The 16,418-nt window shown below is 62.9% G+C and carries 17 protein-coding genes; 4 read left to right on the plus strand and 13 right to left on the minus strand.

The genetic code is table 11. The annotated features are described in order from the left end of the window. The first annotated feature begins 25 nt into the window (after positions 1-25). Entirely contained in the window at positions 26-826 is an 801-nt protein-coding gene (locus tag ACVTFQ_RS16160; RefSeq protein ID WP_111565138.1) for a lysophospholipid acyltransferase family protein, read from the plus strand. Between the two features lie 54 nt (positions 827-880). Here the strand turns inward: ACVTFQ_RS16160 and ACVTFQ_RS16165 are convergent, their stop codons facing one another. Continuing rightward, positions 881-1,411, minus strand: coding sequence for a gamma-glutamylcyclotransferase (locus tag ACVTFQ_RS16165; protein WP_111565139.1), 531 nt, complete (start codon positions 1,409-1,411; stop codon positions 881-883). A gap of 51 nt (positions 1,412-1,462) precedes the next feature. Here ACVTFQ_RS16165 and ACVTFQ_RS16170 point away from each other — a divergent pair, with 51 nt between their 5' ends. Beyond that, on the plus strand, positions 1,463-2,464 hold the full coding sequence (locus ACVTFQ_RS16170) for a DUF2125 domain-containing protein (protein WP_111565140.1): 1,002 nt from the start codon (positions 1,463-1,465) through the stop codon (positions 2,462-2,464). Positions 2,465-2,741: 277 nt separating this feature from the next. On the opposite strand, the gene ACVTFQ_RS16175 is transcribed toward ACVTFQ_RS16170, so the two are convergent. From ACVTFQ_RS16175 to ACVTFQ_RS16185, 3 genes are all read right to left on the minus strand, one after another. Next, complete coding sequence (locus ACVTFQ_RS16175) at positions 2,742-3,671, minus strand: prephenate/arogenate dehydrogenase family protein (RefSeq protein WP_047508689.1); 930 nt, start codon at positions 3,669-3,671, stop codon at positions 2,742-2,744. Further along, on the minus strand, positions 3,668-4,777 hold the full coding sequence (hisC, locus tag ACVTFQ_RS16180) for a histidinol-phosphate transaminase (RefSeq protein WP_111565141.1): 1,110 nt from the start codon (positions 4,775-4,777) through the stop codon (positions 3,668-3,670). The genes ACVTFQ_RS16175 and hisC overlap by 4 nt, the downstream gene beginning before the upstream one ends. A gap of 293 nt (positions 4,778-5,070) precedes the next feature. After that, positions 5,071-5,847 (minus strand): class I SAM-dependent methyltransferase, encoded by a 777-nt coding sequence (locus ACVTFQ_RS16185; RefSeq protein WP_026283544.1) that lies wholly within the window; start codon positions 5,845-5,847, stop codon positions 5,071-5,073. Between the two features lie 53 nt (positions 5,848-5,900). On the opposite strand from ACVTFQ_RS16185, the gene gloB reads away from it, so the two are divergent. Both gloB and ACVTFQ_RS16195 read left to right on the plus strand, forming a co-directional pair. After that, positions 5,901-6,671, plus strand: a complete 771-nt coding sequence (gloB, locus tag ACVTFQ_RS16190) for a hydroxyacylglutathione hydrolase (protein ID WP_026283543.1) — start codon at positions 5,901-5,903, stop codon at positions 6,669-6,671. A 14-nt stretch (positions 6,672-6,685) separates the two neighbouring features. Next, a complete protein-coding gene (locus tag ACVTFQ_RS16195; RefSeq protein WP_111565152.1) occupies positions 6,686-7,108 on the plus strand; it encodes a cupin domain-containing protein in 423 nt (140 codons plus the stop codon). Positions 7,109-7,115: 7 nt separating this feature from the next. Here the strand turns inward: ACVTFQ_RS16195 and ACVTFQ_RS16200 are convergent, their stop codons facing one another. From ACVTFQ_RS16200 to ACVTFQ_RS16240, 9 genes are all read right to left on the minus strand, one after another. Beyond that, entirely contained in the window at positions 7,116-7,463 is a 348-nt protein-coding gene (locus tag ACVTFQ_RS16200; RefSeq protein WP_111565142.1) for an ArsR/SmtB family transcription factor, read from the minus strand. Positions 7,464-7,567: 104 nt separating this feature from the next. Next, a complete protein-coding gene (locus tag ACVTFQ_RS16205) occupies positions 7,568-8,338 on the minus strand; it encodes an SDR family NAD(P)-dependent oxidoreductase (RefSeq protein WP_112437161.1) in 771 nt (256 codons plus the stop codon). 172 nt (positions 8,339-8,510) lie between these two features. Then, the gene (locus ACVTFQ_RS16210; RefSeq protein ID WP_018901478.1) at positions 8,511-8,918 is read right to left on the minus strand and encodes a F0F1 ATP synthase subunit epsilon; all 408 of its coding nucleotides are present in this window, start codon (positions 8,916-8,918) and stop codon (positions 8,511-8,513) included. Between the two features lie 77 nt (positions 8,919-8,995). Continuing rightward, positions 8,996-10,444: a F0F1 ATP synthase subunit beta gene (atpD, locus tag ACVTFQ_RS16215; RefSeq protein ID WP_018901477.1), complete on the minus strand. Its 1,449-nt coding sequence runs from the start codon at positions 10,442-10,444 to the stop codon at positions 8,996-8,998. A 23-nt stretch (positions 10,445-10,467) separates the two neighbouring features. Continuing rightward, entirely contained in the window at positions 10,468-11,352 is an 885-nt protein-coding gene (locus tag ACVTFQ_RS16220) for a F0F1 ATP synthase subunit gamma (protein ID WP_018901476.1), read from the minus strand. Positions 11,353-11,378: 26 nt separating this feature from the next. Then, positions 11,379-12,908 (minus strand): F0F1 ATP synthase subunit alpha, encoded by a 1,530-nt coding sequence (atpA, locus tag ACVTFQ_RS16225; RefSeq protein WP_018901475.1) that lies wholly within the window; start codon positions 12,906-12,908, stop codon positions 11,379-11,381. Next, complete coding sequence (locus tag ACVTFQ_RS16230) at positions 12,908-13,474, minus strand: F0F1 ATP synthase subunit delta (RefSeq protein WP_026283540.1); 567 nt, start codon at positions 13,472-13,474, stop codon at positions 12,908-12,910. The genes atpA and ACVTFQ_RS16230 overlap by 1 nt, the downstream gene beginning before the upstream one ends. 254 nt (positions 13,475-13,728) lie before the next feature. Beyond that, positions 13,729-14,118: an AGROH133_08824 family phage infection protein gene (locus tag ACVTFQ_RS16235; protein WP_111565144.1), complete on the minus strand. Its 390-nt coding sequence runs from the start codon at positions 14,116-14,118 to the stop codon at positions 13,729-13,731. An 80-nt stretch (positions 14,119-14,198) separates the two neighbouring features. Beyond that, positions 14,199-16,412: a primosomal protein N' gene (locus ACVTFQ_RS16240; RefSeq protein WP_111565145.1), complete on the minus strand. Its 2,214-nt coding sequence runs from the start codon at positions 16,410-16,412 to the stop codon at positions 14,199-14,201. Positions 16,413-16,418: the final 6 nt, after the last annotated feature.

The following is a 16,418-nucleotide window of genomic DNA, read 5'->3' on the forward strand; positions in this document are numbered from 1 at the left end:
GCGGATTTAGGCCTCGGGAAACTTCATGATCGCCCTGCGTTCCGTTCTCTTCAACACGATCTTCTACGCCAATCTCATCCTGCGAATGATCGTGTTCTCGCCCTATTACTTCCTGGCGCCGCGCCGGAGCGCCTATCGCATCCCGAAGAACTGGGCGCTCTCCAACCACTGGCTGATGGAAAAGATCGTCGGCACCACCTTCGAGATCGAGGGCTTGGAGAACCTGCCGGAGGGCGGTTACATCCTGGCGCCCAAGCACCAGTCCTTCTGGGACACCTATGCGCTGCTCCCCTGGCTGAAGGATCCGGTCTATATCCTGAAGCGCGAACTCATGTGGATCCCGCTCTTCGGCTGGTACGCCAAGAAGCAGCGGATGATCCCGATCAATCGCGGCGCCCGCGGCAAGGTCATGGTCGAGGCGCTGCGCCGCACCAAGGAAGAGCTCGCCACCGGCCGCCAGCTGATCATCTATCCAGAGGGCACCCGCCGTCCGCCGGGCGCCGAGCCGGTCTACAAATACGGCATCGCCCGCATGTATCGCGACCTGCAGCTGCCGGTCGTGCCTGTGGCGATGCAGCCCGGCCTCTTCTGGCCGCGCCGCTCGACCATGCGCTATCCCGGCCACTACAAGGTCCGCATCCTGAAGCCGATCGAACCCGGCATGGACCCGGACGCCTTCTTCGCGCATCTGATCGAGGTGACCGAACGCGCCAGCGACGAAATCCTGATCGGCGACGCCGCGCGCAACCCCGACCTGCCGCTGCCGCCCACGACACTCCAGCGCCTGGAAGAATTGCGCAAGCAGAACGCGGCAACGGCCAGCTGAGGCGCATAGCGCTTTAACCCGGCTGAGGCGCATAGCGCCTTGGCCTACGCCGCGCTAAGCCGCCCGCAGCCGCTCCACCTCGTCGACCACGCCTTCCAGCCAGTGGTCGCGAATGCCCATCTCTTTCAGATGCGCCAGCGTGTTGAACACATAGGCGTCGTTCGGCCCGGACTTCCCCTGCGCCTGATGCACGATGCGCGCCGCAGCCATCGTATCCAGCGAACCCGCATATTGCGTGTGGTCGCGGTCGACGACGTAGGCGACGCCCTTGACCCCGCGCCCGCCTGCAAGCTGCAGCGGAACCTGACGCTCCAGATAAACGTTGGTCACCAGTTCGCGTTCTCTGAGATAGCCGATGACCTCGTCCCAATCCTCGCCTGCGACGCGAAACGCCATGCCGCGGCATGATCCCCCGCGATCGAGCCCCAGCACCAGCCCCGGATTTTGCTCGGTGCCCCGATGCACCCACGAGCGAACGCAGAGAGATCGCCGATAGCCATGAATAAGCGCTTGTGACCGTTCAACAAACGCGAAGCCCGGATTCCACATCAGCGATCCGTAGCCAAACACCCAAAATTCGTCCATATCCCAAGCCAGACCGAGATTCTAATTTGCGGACAACCATTGGAGAACATCATGGCAGCGTCAAGCCAATCTCGTAGCGGCAGGAAATTCTGGTTGCTGGGGGCAGGCATCGTTCTCGTGGTCGCACTCTATACCGGCGGCTGGTTTTACGCCGCCTCGACGCTGAAGAGCACGGTTCTGGCGGCGATCGGCCCCGGCAACAAGGCCGGCGTATCAGGCGAATGCACCGATATCGACTTCCGCGGCTTCCCCTTCCGCATCGGCCTCTTCTGCTCGAAGGTGGATGTCGACGACAACGTCAACGGCGTATCTGCAAGCTTCGGCGCCCTGCGCTCGGCAGCCCAGGTCTACGCCCCCGGCCATATCGTCTGGGAACTTGATTCGCCCGCCGAGATCCGCACCGCGCATGGCCTCTCCGTCAACGCCGAGTGGACGAACCTGCAGTCGAGCCTCGTCACCAAGCTGAAGGGCATCGACCACTCGTCGACCATTATCGACGGCCTGAAGGCGACCGCCGTCTCCTCCGCCACCGGCCAGACCATCAACTTCGACGCCGCCCATACCGAGCTGCACCTGCGCCAGAACGGCGCCGACCTCGACGGCGCGATCTCACTGACCGATGCGCAGACGGTGATCAAGGATTGGCCGCAGGTCTTCCCGAAGCTCTCGACGAGCGCCGACGTGACGCTTCAGGGCAAAGCCGGCATGATCGACGGCAGCGACGAGAAGGGCCTCTATGGCGCCAGCGGCGAGCTCCGCAAGGCGGTGGCGGACATGGGCAACGGCAAGGTGATGACACTGTCAGGCCCCTTCTCCTTCGACGAGGAAGGCTATCTGACCGCCCAGTTCAAGCTGCAGATCGAGGATGTGAACGCCTGGCGCGACAGCATCAAGCAAGGCTTCCCCGATATCGCCAAGACCGTCGACACCGCCGCCAAGCTTTTGAAGGCAATGGCCGGCGGCGGTGGAACCGTCTCCGTCGACCTCGTCGTCCAACGCGGCAACGCCACCGTCAGCGGCTTCATCCCGCTAGGTCAGATCCCGCCGATTTGAGGTTTTCTGCTGGGCGCGTGGCGCGGTGCTGGGTGCGCAGCCCTGCGCGGCATGAAGGTACGCGGCCCTCCCCACACTCCCTCATCTCTGTGCTTGTCACAGAGATCCAGCCGACGCGCGTCCGCGCGTCGAAGAGAGTCTATTGCGATCAAGGACTTGATCGCGCTGGATCCCGGCACAAGGCCGGGATGAGGGTGGAAATGGTGGTGCCTGCCGCCCCAAAAGAGAGCGTTGCGGAGAGCGGTACTTTCGCCCCAAGGACGCGCCGCCTCGGACCTCACCCCTTCTTATCAAGCGTATGCGGCCGCCCAAAGTCCGGTGCGTCGACATCCTGGCCGGCCTCGATGATCGAGCGGCGGATGGCGCGGGTGCGGGTGAAGAGGTCGAAGATCTTGTCGCCCTCGCCCCAGCGGATCGCCCGCTGCAGATAGGCGAGGTCTTCGGAAAACCGCGCCAGCATCTCGAGGATCGCATCCTTGTTGTGCAGGCACACATCCCGCCACATGGTGGGATCGGAGGCCGCCAGACGCGTGAAATCGCGGAAGCCGGAGGCGGAATACTTGATCACTTCCGATTCCGTCACCGTACCCAGATCATCGGCCGTGCCGACGATGTTGAAGGCGATCAGGTGCGGCAGGTGCGAGACGATGGCGAGCACCTTGTCGTGATGCTCGGGGTCCATCACATCGATCTTCGAGCCCAGCGTCTCCCAGAACCGGCTGAGTGCCTTGAGCGCCGTCTCATCCGTCCCCTCGAGCGGCGTGAAGATGCACCAGCGGCCAGCAAAGAGGCCGGGGAAGCCGGCATCCGGCCCCGACTTTTCCGTACCCGCCAGCGGGTGGCCGGGAATGAAGTGGACGTTGCCAGGCATATGCGGCTGCATCTGCGCGATGACCGACGCCTTGGTCGAGCCGACATCGGTGACGATGGCGCCCGGCTTCAGGCTACCGGCGATCTCCTTGGCCACCGCCTCCGACGCGCCGACGGGCACCGAGACGATGACGAGGTCCGCATCCTTGACCGCTTCGGCCGAAGACGTCGTGTAGCGATCGCCGAGCTCAAGCTCTTCCGCCCGCTTCAGCGTCTCGGCGCTGCGGGTGGCGATGACCACCTCTTTCGCCAAGCCCAGCCGCTTGATGTCATGCGCCAGCGACGAGCCGATCAGGCCGATGCCGATAAGCGCGATGCGATCGAACTGGACCGTCATGCCTTCCGTCCCATAAACTCGCCGAGCGCTTCGATGACGCCGCGATTGGCCTCTTCGGGGCCGACGCTCATGCGCAGCGAATTCTTGAAGCCGTAGCCCTTCACGGCGCGCAGGATATAACCGCGGCTGGTGAGGAACTCATCGGCCTCGTCGGCGCGCTTGCCGTCCACATCGGGGAAATGGATCAGCACGAAATTGGTGACTGATGGCGTGACCTTCAGGCCGATCGCCTCGAAGGCGCCGGTGAGCTTGTCGATCCACATCTGGTTGAAGGCGACGGCTTCCTGCATGAAGGACTGGTCGCGGATGGCAGCAGCACCGGCCGAGATCGCCGCCATGTTCATGTTGAACGGTCCGCGCACGCGGTTCAGCGCGTCGACGATATCGGCGGGCGCATACATCCAGCCGACGCGCAGGGCCGCCAGGCCGTAGACCTTCGAGAAGGTGCGGGTCATGACAACGTTCGGGTTCGACGACACGATCTCGATACCGGATTCATAATCGTTGCGGCGCACATATTCGGCATAGGCCGCGTCGAGCACCAGCACGACATTCTTCGGCAGGGCGGCATGCAGGCGGCGGATCTCGCTGACCGGAACATAGGTGCCCGTCGGATTGCCGGGGTTGGCGATGAACACCATCTTGGTCTTCTCGGTGACGGCGGCGATGATCGCGTCGACATCGACGGTCGCCTCCTTCTCCTTGACCGTGACGACGGTAGCGCCGGCGCCCATGATCTGGATCTTGTAGACCAGGAAGCCATGCTCGGTGATGATCGCCTCGTCGCCGGGCGCCAGATAGACGTGGCAGAGCAGGCCGAGCAGCTCGTCCGAGCCGTTGCCGCAGAGAATGTTAGCCGGGTTAAGCCCATGCACCGCCGCGATCGCCTCGCGCAGCTCGACGGCCTGTCCATCCGGATAGCGCTCAAGATTGTCGGCCGCGGCCCGATAGGCCGCAATCGCCTTCGGGCTGGCGCCGAGCGGCGTTTCGTTCGACGACAGCTTGTAGACGCGCGCCACGCCCGGCGCATGTTCCTTGCCGGGCACATAGGCCGCGATATCAAGAATACCGGCACGGGGAACAGGCTTGCTCGTCTCTACGCTCATGGGATCAACCTTGGAAAAGGCCGGGGTGTCCGGCTGGAAATTGCCTTGAGGCAATAGAACGGAAATGGCGCGTTGTCGAGTGGTGGGGGGAGATAGGGCGAGCGCCCACCACGAGTCTCTTCCCCCCAACGGGGGAAGGTGCCGGCAGGCGGATGAGGGGGCCAACGGCACAACCCTCACCAATTGCCAGCAATAAGACGACGAGGTGGACTCAGAGCCCGGAGCCCCCTCAACCGACCCTTCGGGCCACCTTCTCCCCGTTGGGGAGAAGGGAATACCGCACCGCTGCGGACCTACCGCGTCCGCGTCGTCGGCACCCCATGCGGCGACAGCACCGGCACGAACACGCGCCGCGACGCGCGCACCGCCACCGGCAGGCCCTGATAGAGCCGCTTCTGCGCCTCGACGATGATGACCCCCGAAAAGGCCGGCCAGAGCGCCCGCCCGACATATTCGAATGCGCCGCGCAGCCGCATCATCGTCCGCAGCTTCGACGGCGGAAACAAAAGCGCTTCTGCCGAGGCGCCGGGCGTAAAATTCGTCTCGCGCAACAGATGCGTCAGCTGACCCCGCGAATACGGCCGCCCGGAGCCGAAAGGCGTGTGCTCCAGCCGCGCCCAGACGCCGCGCCGGTTGGGCACGACGATGACCAGCCGCCCGCCCGGCGCCAGCACCCGCCAGAGCTCCTTCAGCGTTTCGCGCGGGTTTTCCGCGAACTCCAGCGAGTGGACCATCAGCACCCGGTCGATCGACGAATCCGGCAGCGGCAGTTCCTCGTCGAAGATCAGCGCCGTCGACGACAACGATCCCATCGGCCAGTTCACGGCGCCCTGCCCCGCCGGCATGAAGGCGAAGGTGCGTTCGGTATCGGCCTGGAAGCGATCGAGGAACGGCACGGCATAGCCGATGCCCACCAGCCGCTCCTGCGGCAGCCGCACCCAGAGCGACGAAAGCGCCATGGCGATCGACTGCTCGGCGATGCGGCCGAGGTCGGAATGATAGAACTGGCGTAGGTCGACGATATCTGCGTGCATTGCGATAAATGTTATCAGTGAGCGGTTGGACTTCAAGGCCGCAGCCTCTACATTCGGGGTCAGTCCGAGATAAAGAGGCACTTTAGATTATGAAACCTTTGGATTTAGACGTTTTTCTCTGCCGCACCGATAATTTCGGCGTGCTTGTTCATGATCCCGAGACCGGCCACACCGCCTCCATCGACGCCCCCGATGCCGACGCCGTCATTGCCGCCGCGAACCGTCGCGGCTGGACGATCAGCCACATCTTCACCACCCATCACCACACCGACCACGTCGAGGGCAACCTGGCGCTGAAGGAGAAGTACGGCTGCGAGATCATCGGCCCGATCAACGAGGCGGTGGCGATCCCCGGTCTCGACATGACGATGTCCGACGACGATACCTTCCTGTTCGGCGAACACCCCGTCCGCGTTATCGAGACCCCCGGCCACACCGCCGGCCATATCTGCTACCACTTCACCGACGACAAGCTGCTCTTTGCCGCCGACACGCTGTTCGCGCTCGGTTGTGGCCGGCTGTTCGAACGCCCGCCGGCAGACATGTGGCATTCGCTGCAGAAGCTCGCCGTGCTGCCCGATGAGACCGCGATCTATTTCGGTCACGAGTATACGCTCTCCAACGCCCGCTTCGCGCTGACCATCGACCCGGATAACGAACGGCTCAAGGCCCGCGCCGCCGAGATCGAGGCACTGCGCGCCGAGGGCAAGTTCACCATCCCGACGACGCTGGCTCTCGAGAAGGAAACCAACCCCTTCCTGCGCGCCGGCGACCCCGCCATTCGCCGCAACCTGTTGATGGAAACCAAGACCAACGAAGAGGTCTTCGCCGAGATCCGCAAGCGCAAGGATAATTTCTGATGGCGCCGGCGCCGATTTCCGCCGACGACATCATCCGCGAACTTAACTTGGAGCCGCACCCCGAGGGCGGCTTCTACATCCAGACCTTCCGCGACAGCGAAGGTGAGGAGCGAGGGCACTCGACGGCGATCTATTATCTGCTGAAAGCCGGCCAGCGCTCGCATTGGCACCGCGTCCACGACGCGGCCGAGGTCTGGCACTTTTATGCCGGCGCACCGCTGGCGTTGCACCGCGCCGAAGATGGCGGGCGAAGCGAGACGCTGATGCTTGGCGCGGATATCCTCGGCGGCCAGCGCCCGCAGGCAATCATCCCCGCCAACTGGTGGCAATCGGCCGAGACGCTGGGCGACTATACGCTGGTGGGCTGCACGGTCTCGCCCGGCTTCGAATTCTCGAGCTTCGAGATGGCCCCGCCCGGCTGGTCGCCGGACGCCTGAAAGCGCCCTACCCCTGCTGCTCGACCACCTCGGGCAGCATCACGAAAAGCGACTTGAGCAGCGACACGGTGCCTGAATGGCCGACGCTGTAATAGATCATGCGTCCCTCGCGGCGGGTATTGACCAGTCCCTCGAGACGTAGACGGGCGAGCTGTTGCGAGACCATGGCCTGCTGCATGCCGAGAATGTCCTCGATCTCGCTGACGGTCTTCTCCTCTTCCGCGAGAATGCACAGGATGAGCAACCGCGTATGATGAGCCAGCGCTTTCAGAAGTTCACTTGCTGCCCGAGCTTTGGTCGAAAACCCCTGCAATTCGTGATCGGCCATACCCGATCGAGGTGTCGGCAAGTGCATGTTATGTCTCTGCTTGCATATATATCAAAAATGACAAGTGCTCATAACACGTACGCAACGCGTGATAATTTGGATCTCCTAAAGTGCCAAAAAAAGTCACTTGATCAGCAGATAAGCTGGCCGCCGTTAACCTCCAGCACCTGGCCGGTCACATAACCAGACAACGACGGCGCCGCCATGAAGAGATAGGCGGGCGCGCAATCCTCGGCAGTCCCCAGCCGCTGCAGCGGTATCCCCTTGCGGGTCTGCTCGAGCTTTTCGGCGGACGAATAGCGCTGGTGGAAATCGGTCTCGATCGTACCCGGCGAGATGCAGTTGACGCGGATGCCATCCGGCGCGAGTTCGCGCGCCAGCGCTTTCGAATAAGTCGAGACGAACGCCTTGGAGGCCGAATAGATCGCCGAGCCCGGGCTGCCGCCCGTCAGCGCCGAGATCGACACCGTGTTGACGATCGCAGCCTCGCCAGCGGCCCTCAGCGCCGGCAGCAGCGCCCTGGTGACCTCGACGACAGACGTCTGGTTCAGTTGCACCACCTGGCCATACTGCTCGTCGGTGAGCGTGCCCGCCGGAAACCGGCCGAACATTGTTCCCGCATTGTTGACGAGCGCGTGGATCGTCTTGAAGTGGCCGAGCACCTTGTTCGCGAAAACCTGGCATCCCTCGCCCGTCGAGAAATCTCCGGCGATCAGGATGGCGCGGCGATCTTCTTCCGCCGTCAGCAGGAAATCCGGCAAGGTGCGCTCGCCGTCGCGGCCGGTGTGAACCAGCACCCGCGCGCCGCAATCGAGAAACTGTCTCGCGACCTCGAGCCCGATCCCGCGACCGGCACCCGTGACCACCACATTGCGGTTTTCGAACAACTTCGGATGAAACATCAAACCCTCCCCATCAGCGGCCGAACCGATGCGGATCCGACATGATGAGAAGATAGCCTCTGCATCCGCCAATGATCAACCGCTACCGCTCTTAGATGGCAGCGAAGAGCCGCGACCGCGCAACAAAAAAGCGGCCTTGCGGCCGCTTCGATGACAGTCAGAGCTTAAAGGCTCAGTCCTTGTTGACGACACCCTGGAGGTGCGTCATTTCCATGATGAAGTGTTCCAGCTTGGACTTGTGCTCGTGATGCTGGGCATCCTCGAGCTCAGACTTGGCGGCGTCGATGCGGCGGTCGAGTTCGTCCTTGGAGACGTCTTCGACGGGGATCGCGGATTCCGCGAGCAGCGTGCAGCCGGTCGGCAGGATGTCGGCGAAGCCGCCGAACACCACGAAGTCCTTCTTGACACCGCTGGCGGAGCGAACGCTCACGACGCCCGGCTTGATGGTCGTCATCGTCGGCGCGTGGTTCGCCATGACGGTCATCTCGCCCTCGGTTGCCGGAATGACAACTTCGGTCACCATCTCGGACAAGAGCAGGCGCTCCGGAGATACGAGTTCAAAATTGAAATTGTCAGCCATGACGTTTCACTTCTTGATTGTCTTTGAAACGAGAGACGGCGCGCGGGGACGGTCCCTGCGCGCCGTAAGTGAATGCATCAAGCGGCTGCGGAGAGCTTCTTGGCCTTTTCGATGGCTTCTTCCATCGAGCCGACCATGTAGAAGGCTGCTTCCGGCAGGTGATCGTATTCGCCGTTGACGAGGCCCTTGAAGCCCTTGATCGTGTCTTCGAGCGCAACGAGCTTGCCCGGCGAACCGGTGAAGACTTCGGCGACGAAGAATGGCTGCGACAGGAAGCGCTCGATCTTGCGGGCGCGGGCAACAGCCAGACGGTCTTCTTCCGACAGTTCGTCCATGCCCAGGATGGCGATGATGTCCTGCAGAGCCTTGTAGCGCTGCAGCGTCGTCTGAACCTTACGAGCCACTTCGTAGTGCTCTTCGCCGACAACCATCGGGTCGAGCATGCGCGACGTGGAGTCGAGCGGGTCAACGGCCGGGTAGATACCCTTTTCGGCGATCGAGCGCGACAGAACCGTCGTTGCGTCCAAGTGGGCGAACGAGGTGGCCGGAGCCGGGTCGGTCAAGTCGTCGGCAGGGACGTAAATCGCCTGAACCGAGGTGATCGAGCCCTTGGTCGTGGTGGTGATGCGTTCTTGCATCGCGCCCATGTCGGTGGCCAGCGTCGGCTGATAACCAACGGCCGAAGGAATACGGCCGAGCAGAGCCGACACTTCGGAACCTGCCTGCGTGAAGCGGAAGATGTTGTCGACGAAGAACAGAACGTCCTGGCCCTTGTCGCGGAAGTCTTCAGCGATCGTCAGACCGGTGAGAGCAACGCGAGCGCGTGCGCCCGGCGGTTCGTTCATCTGGCCGTAAACGAGCGCAGCCTTGGAGCCTTCGCCGCCGCCGTGCTTGTTGACGCCCGATTCGATCATTTCGTGGTAAAGGTCGTTGCCTTCGCGGGTACGTTCACCCACGCCTGCGAATACCGAGTAACCACCGTGCGCCTTGGCGACGTTGTTGATCAGTTCCATGATCAGAACGGTCTTGCCGACGCCGGCGCCGCCGAACAGGCCGATCTTGCCGCCCTTTGCGTAAGGAGCGAGCAGGTCGACGACCTTGATGCCGGTGACGAGGATCTGGCCTTCGGTCGACTGGTCGACGTAGGAAGGAGCGTCCTGGTGGATGGCGCGCTTGCCCGAAGTGACCAGCGGGCCGGCTTCGTCAACCGGTTCGCCGATGACGTTCATGATACGGCCGAGCGTTTCCGGGCCGACCGGAACCGTGATCGGCTCACCGGTGTCGGAGACCGGCTGACCGCGAACCAGACCTTCGGTCGAGTCCATGGCGATCGTACGAACTTCGTTTTCACCCAGGTGCTGAGCGACTTCGAGCACGAGGCGGTTGCCGCCGTTCGTGGTTTCGAGTGCGTTCAGGATCGCCGGCAGTTCGCCTTCGAAGGCAACGTCCACGACGGCGCCGATAACCTGCGTAACCTTGCCGGCGGAGCCTGCCGCGGCCTTCTTGGGGGTAGCTGCCTTAGCCATCTTCTTACCCTCTTTCCCTTACCTCAGAGCGCTTCCGCGCCCGAAATGATTTCAATGAGTTCCTTGGTGATCTGAGCCTGGCGCTGACGGTTGTAGGAAAGCGTCAGCTTGTTGATCATTTCACCAGCGTTACGCGTCGCATTGTCCATCGCGCTCATCTTGGCGCCCATTTCGCCGGCGACGTTCTCAAGGAGCGCGCGGAAAATCTGGACCGAGATGTTGCGTGGAATCAGATCCTCGAGGATCGATGCCGGATCTGGCTCGTATTCGTAGACCGCGCCCGCATGTGCCGCGTCCTCGGCAACCGCCTCGCCAGCCGAAGCCGGGATGAGCTGCTGTGCCGTCGGAACCTGCGAGATCACCGACTTGAACTCGGAATAGAAGAGCGTGCAGACGTCGAATTCACCGGCTTCGTACATCTCGATGATGCGCTTGCCGATGCTGTCGGCGTTTTCGAAGGCGACACGCTTGACGTCGCGGAGTTCCTTGCGCTCGACGATGAGCGGCAGGAATTCGCGGCGCAGGCTGTCGTAGCCCTTCTTGCCGACAGTGAAGATCTTTACCGTCTTGCCTTCTGCGGTCAGCTTGCGGGCATGATCGCGGGCAAAACGGGAAATCTGCGAGTTGAAACCGCCGCAGAGGCCGCGATCAGCCGTGCAGACAACGAGCAGGTGAACCTGATCCTTGCCTGTACCGGTCATGAGAGCCGGCGCACCATCCGCATCGGTGACGGCATTGGCGATGTTCGCCAAGACCGCACTCATCCGCTGCGAATAGGGCCGGGCGGCCTCGGCCGCCTCCTGCGCACGCCGAAGCTTCGCCGCGGCGACCATTTTCATCGCCTTGGTGATCTTCTGCGTCGCCTTGACGGAGGCGATCCGGTTTTTCAGATCCTTAAGTGAAGGCATCCGTGATCCGTCCTAACTGGGTCCGATTACGAGAAAGACTTCGCGAAGCTGTCGATGGCAGCGGTGAGCTTGCCCTTCGTATCGTCGCTGATGGCCTTTTCGCTACGGATCGTGTCGAGGATCGCCGAACCTTCGGAACGGAGGTACGACAGCAGGCCCTGCTCGAACTTGCCGACCTGGTTGACCGCGACCTTGTCGAGGTAACCGTTGACGCCGGCGAAGATCACCGCGACCTGTTCTTCCGTCTTCAGCGGCGAGAACTGTGGCTGCTTCAGGAGTTCGGTCAGGCGTGCGCCGCGGTTCAGCAGGCGCTGCGTCGAGGCATCGAGGTCGGAGCCGAACTGGGCGAAGGCGGCCATTTCGCGATACTGGGCGAGTTCGCCCTTGATCGAGCCGGCAACCTGCTTCATGGCCTTGATCTGAGCGGCGGAACCAACGCGCGAAACCGACAGACCGACGTTAACGGCCGGACGAATGCCCTGGTAGAACAGGTCGGTTTCGAGGAAGATCTGGCCGTCGGTGATCGAGATCACGTTGGTCGGGATGAACGCCGAAACGTCGTTACCCTGGGTTTCGATGACAGGCAGAGCCGTCAGCGAGCCAGCGCCCATTTCGTCGGAGAGCTTAGCAGCGCGCTCGAGGAGACGCGAATGCAGGTAGAAAACGTCGCCCGGGTAAGCTTCGCGGCCCGGCGGGCGGCGCAGCAGAAGCGACATCTGGCGATAGGCGACAGCCTGCTTCGAAAGGTCGTCGTAACCGATCAGGGCGTGCTGGCCGTTGTCGCGGAAGTATTCGCCCATGGCGCAACCGGCGAACGGTGCCAGGTACTGCATCGGAGCAGCGTCCGAAGCGGTCGCGGCAACGACGATCGAATACTTCATTGCGCCACGTTCTTCGAGAACCTTGACGAACTGGGCAACGGTCGAACGCTTCTGGCCGATAGCGACGTAGACGCAGTACAGCTTTTCGCTGTCCGGGCCGTTGTCGTGGATGGCCTTCTGGTTCAGGATCGCGTCGAGAATGATCGCGGTCTTACCGGTCTGGCGGTCGCCGATGACGAGCTCGCGCTGGCCACGGCCAACCGGGATGAGCGCATCGATGGCCTTGAGGCCGGTCGACATCGGCTCATGAACCGACTTACGCGGAATGATGCCCGGAGCCTTGACGTCGACGCGCGCACGGCGGGTCGCGTTGATCGGGCCCTTGCCGTCGATCGGGTTGCCGAGAGCGTCGACAACGCGGCCGAGCAGTTCCGGACCAACCGGAACGTCAACGATGGCGCCCGTACGCTTGACGGTGTCGCCTTCCTTGATGGCGCGGTCAGAACCGAAAATAACGACACCAACGTTGTCGGCTTCAAGGTTCAGCGCCATGCCGCGGATGCCGCCCGGGAACTCGACCATCTCGCCGGCCTGGACGTTGTCCAGACCGTATACGCGAGCGATACCGTCACCGACGGAGAGCACCTGACCGACTTCCGAGACCTGCGCCTCTTTGCCGAAGTTTTTAATCTGATCTTTGAGAATTGCGGAAATTTCCGCGGCGCGGATATCCATCAGCCAACCTCTTTCAATGCAAGCTTAAGGGTAGAGAGTTTGGTACGAAGAGACGTATCAATCTGACGGGACCCGACCTTCACGATCAGACCACCAAGAATTGACGGATCAACCGTGACGTTGACCGCCACGTCTTTGCCGGTGACGCCCTTCAGCGCCGCCTTCAATTCAGTTTCCTGCGCTGCGTCGAGCGCATGGGCCGAGGTAACCTCGGCGGTAATTTCGCCACGCTGCTTGGCAGCGATGACACGGAAGGCCTTGATCATGCCCGGGAGAGCAAACAGGCGGCGATTGCGCGCCACGACCTTCAGGAAGTTTGCAACGAACCCGCTGATGCCAGCCTTTTCGCTGATCGCGATGATCGTCTTCAGCTGATCTTCAGCCGAGAAAACCGGGCTGGAGATGAAGCGCTTCAGATCGTCGCTCTCGTCCAACATCGCCTGAAAACGGTCGAGATCGGCGGTCACGTTCGCGACTGCACCCTCCTCGAGCGCCAGTTCGAACAGCGACGAGGCATATCGCTCTGCAACACCAGATGTAAGCTGGGACGTGTCTGCCACGGGCACAAATTTCCCTGATTTCAACCCAAGAATCCGGCCTCCGGCGGGCGCCTGATTTAAATTCTTGAATTCGTTATGATTTCCCCCAGAAATCGCAAGAGAAGCCTCTTGCTTCTTCCGAAATTCGGGGTCCGTCTAACATAGGATATCGGGACTCGCAACACGCGTAACGCCGTAATCCTATTTTAGCATCGATTTCTGCCGCAAAAATGCCGAAACCGTTCACGGTCCACAGACCGTCACTCCGAAATCGGCGTGTTTCAGGCGGAAAAGAAACCGAAGACATAGCCGAGCGGAAGCGCCGCCAAAATCACCTGCACAACCAGAAGTACATAATTCATGATGGTGCCTCCCCGGTCGGAAAGCAGCGAGATGATGCGCGCGAATGCGGCCATCGCAAACGCCGCGCCAAGCGCCAGATAGGTGAAGTTCTGCGCCAGCATGATCGCCGCCAGCCCGGTGCCGAGATAGAAGCCGCCCATCGAGCGCAGCTCGGCATAACCGTCGCGACGACCCTCGCGCACCTGCATCCCGAAGAGCCGCATCGCATAGCCCGGCGCGAACATGATGATGAAGCCCGCAAGCGCGGTAAACGCGGCGGCACCGAAGGCAAGCTGCTCGCCCAGCTCCGTCGGAAAGTAGAATTCCATGATGTGACCCCAAATCACTGTGATTTGCAGCCCTTATGCCATGATATCGGCAGGCCGCAAACGCCCGAGATCAGTGGACTCTAAAGGAAGCTCTGCGGATCGATATCGAGCTGCACGTGAATGGAGCCGCGCTCTTTCGGCGATTGCGCCAGCATGGTGCGCAGGTAGGCCTGCATGTCGGAGTTCCGGCGTCCATGCACGAGGAGCCGGAAGCGATAGCGTCCGCGCACCAGCGCCAGCGGCGCTTCGGCCGGCCCGAGCACGGAAATCCCCGTCACCTGAGGCGCTGCGTTGCGCATGCTGCGCGCATGCCCCTCAGCATCCTGCCTGGTTTCCGCCGAGACGATGATCGACGCCAGCCGCCCGAACGGCGGCAGGATCGCCCGCTCGCGCTCGGCGATCTCGCGTTCGTAGAAGGCCCCCGCGTCGCCCGAGACGATCGCCTGCATCACGGGGTGCTGCGGTTGGTAGGTCTGCAGCAAGCCGTGGCTCTTCAGACCCGTACGCCCGGCGCGGCCCGTCACCTGCGACAACAGCTGAAAGGTCCGCTCGGCAGCGCGCGGATCGCCGTTCGCCAGCCCGAGATCGGCATCGATGATGCCGACAAGCGTCATCAGCGGGAAGTTATGCCCCTTGGCCACCAGCTGCGTGCCGATGACGATATCCGCCTCGCCCTTGGCGATGGCGTCGAGCTCCAGCCTGAGCCGCTTCACCCCGCCCATGATATCGGAAGAGAGCACGATGGTCCGCGCCTCGGGAAAATGCCGCTCCACCTCTTCCGCGATCCGCTCCACCCCCGGCCCGCAGGCAACGAGATGGTCGAACGTGCCGCATTCCGGGCAGGCCTCGGGCGTATGCTGGTGATAACCGCACTGGTGGCACTGCAGCTGCCGCTTGAACCGGTGCTCGACCAGCCAGCTGGAGCATTGCGGGCACTGGAAGCGATGGCCGCAGACCCGGCAGAGCGTCAGCGGCGCATAGCCCCGACGGTTCAGGAACAACAGCGCCTGCTGCTTCTTCTCCACCGTCTTGCCGATCGCCCGCAAGAGCACCGGCGACAGGAACCCTCCGCGCTCCGGCGCATGCCGGCGCATGTCGACCAGATGCAGGTCCGGCAGCGCCGCGTCGCCGAAGCGGGTGGGAAGATGAATTGTCGTATAGCGCCCGCTCTGGCCGTTGACCTGGCTCTCCACCGACGGCGTGGCCGAGACCAGCACGAGCGGGAAATCGCCGATCCGGGCGCGCACCACAGCCATGTCGCGGGCATTGTAATAGACGCGGTCTTCCTGCTTGTAGGCGGGATCGTGCTCTTCATCGACGATGATCAGCCCGAGATCCTCGAACGGCAGGAACAGCGCCGAACGCGCCCCCGCCACGACCCGGACCTCCCCCGTCACAGCCTGGCGCCAGACCTTCTCACGCGTCTTCGGCGCCAGATCGGAATGCCATTCGGCGGGCTTTGCCCCAAAGCGATCCTGGAAGCGCTCGAGGAAACTGGCCGTCAGCGCGATCTCCGGCAACAGGATCAGCACCTGCTTGCCGCGCTTCAGCGTCTCGGCGATCGCCTCGAAATAGACCTCGGTCTTGCCCGACCCCGTAACGCCATCAATCAACGACACCGCGAACTGCCCGTTGCGGACCTCTTCAAGGATCTCGTCGGCCGCCTCCTTCTGCGGACCGGCGAGCCGCGACGGCGCGAAATCCGGATCCGGCTTCGCCACGATCGGCGGCGGCGGCAAGAAGATCGTCTCGAAGATCCCCTGCGCAATCAAGCCATCGACCACGCTGGTCGAAACGCCGGCTGCATGCGCCAGGCCGATGCGCGTCCACGACAGCCCGTCGCCGGCGGTATCCAGCACCCGGGCGCGCGCCGGCGTCATCCGCTCCGGCTCGCCGCCCACGAAGCGCAACCCCTCGACCATCGGTTCCGGATCGAACGCGTTCGGCACGCGTAGCGCCATGCGCGCCACCAGCCCCGGCGGCGACAGCGTGTAGCTCGCGACCCAATCGACGAAATCGCGCATGTCCTTGGAGAGCGGCGGGCAATCGAACACCTTGGTGATCGGCCGAAGCTTCTTCGGATCAACGCCCTCGTCGCCTCCCTCCCAGACGGCGCCCATCACCTGGCGTGGCCCAAGCGGCACCTGCACCACGGAGCCGGGCTCCACCGCCATGCCCTCGGGCACCGAGTAGGAATAGGGCCGGGGCGCCGGCATGGGTACGAGCACCGACACCGTGCGCACGGCTGGCGGCGGCTCGATCGGGCCAAAGAGGTCGGACGAATCTATGCTCATCGGGCG

This window comes from Rhizobium sp. O111 (assembly GCF_055616315.1).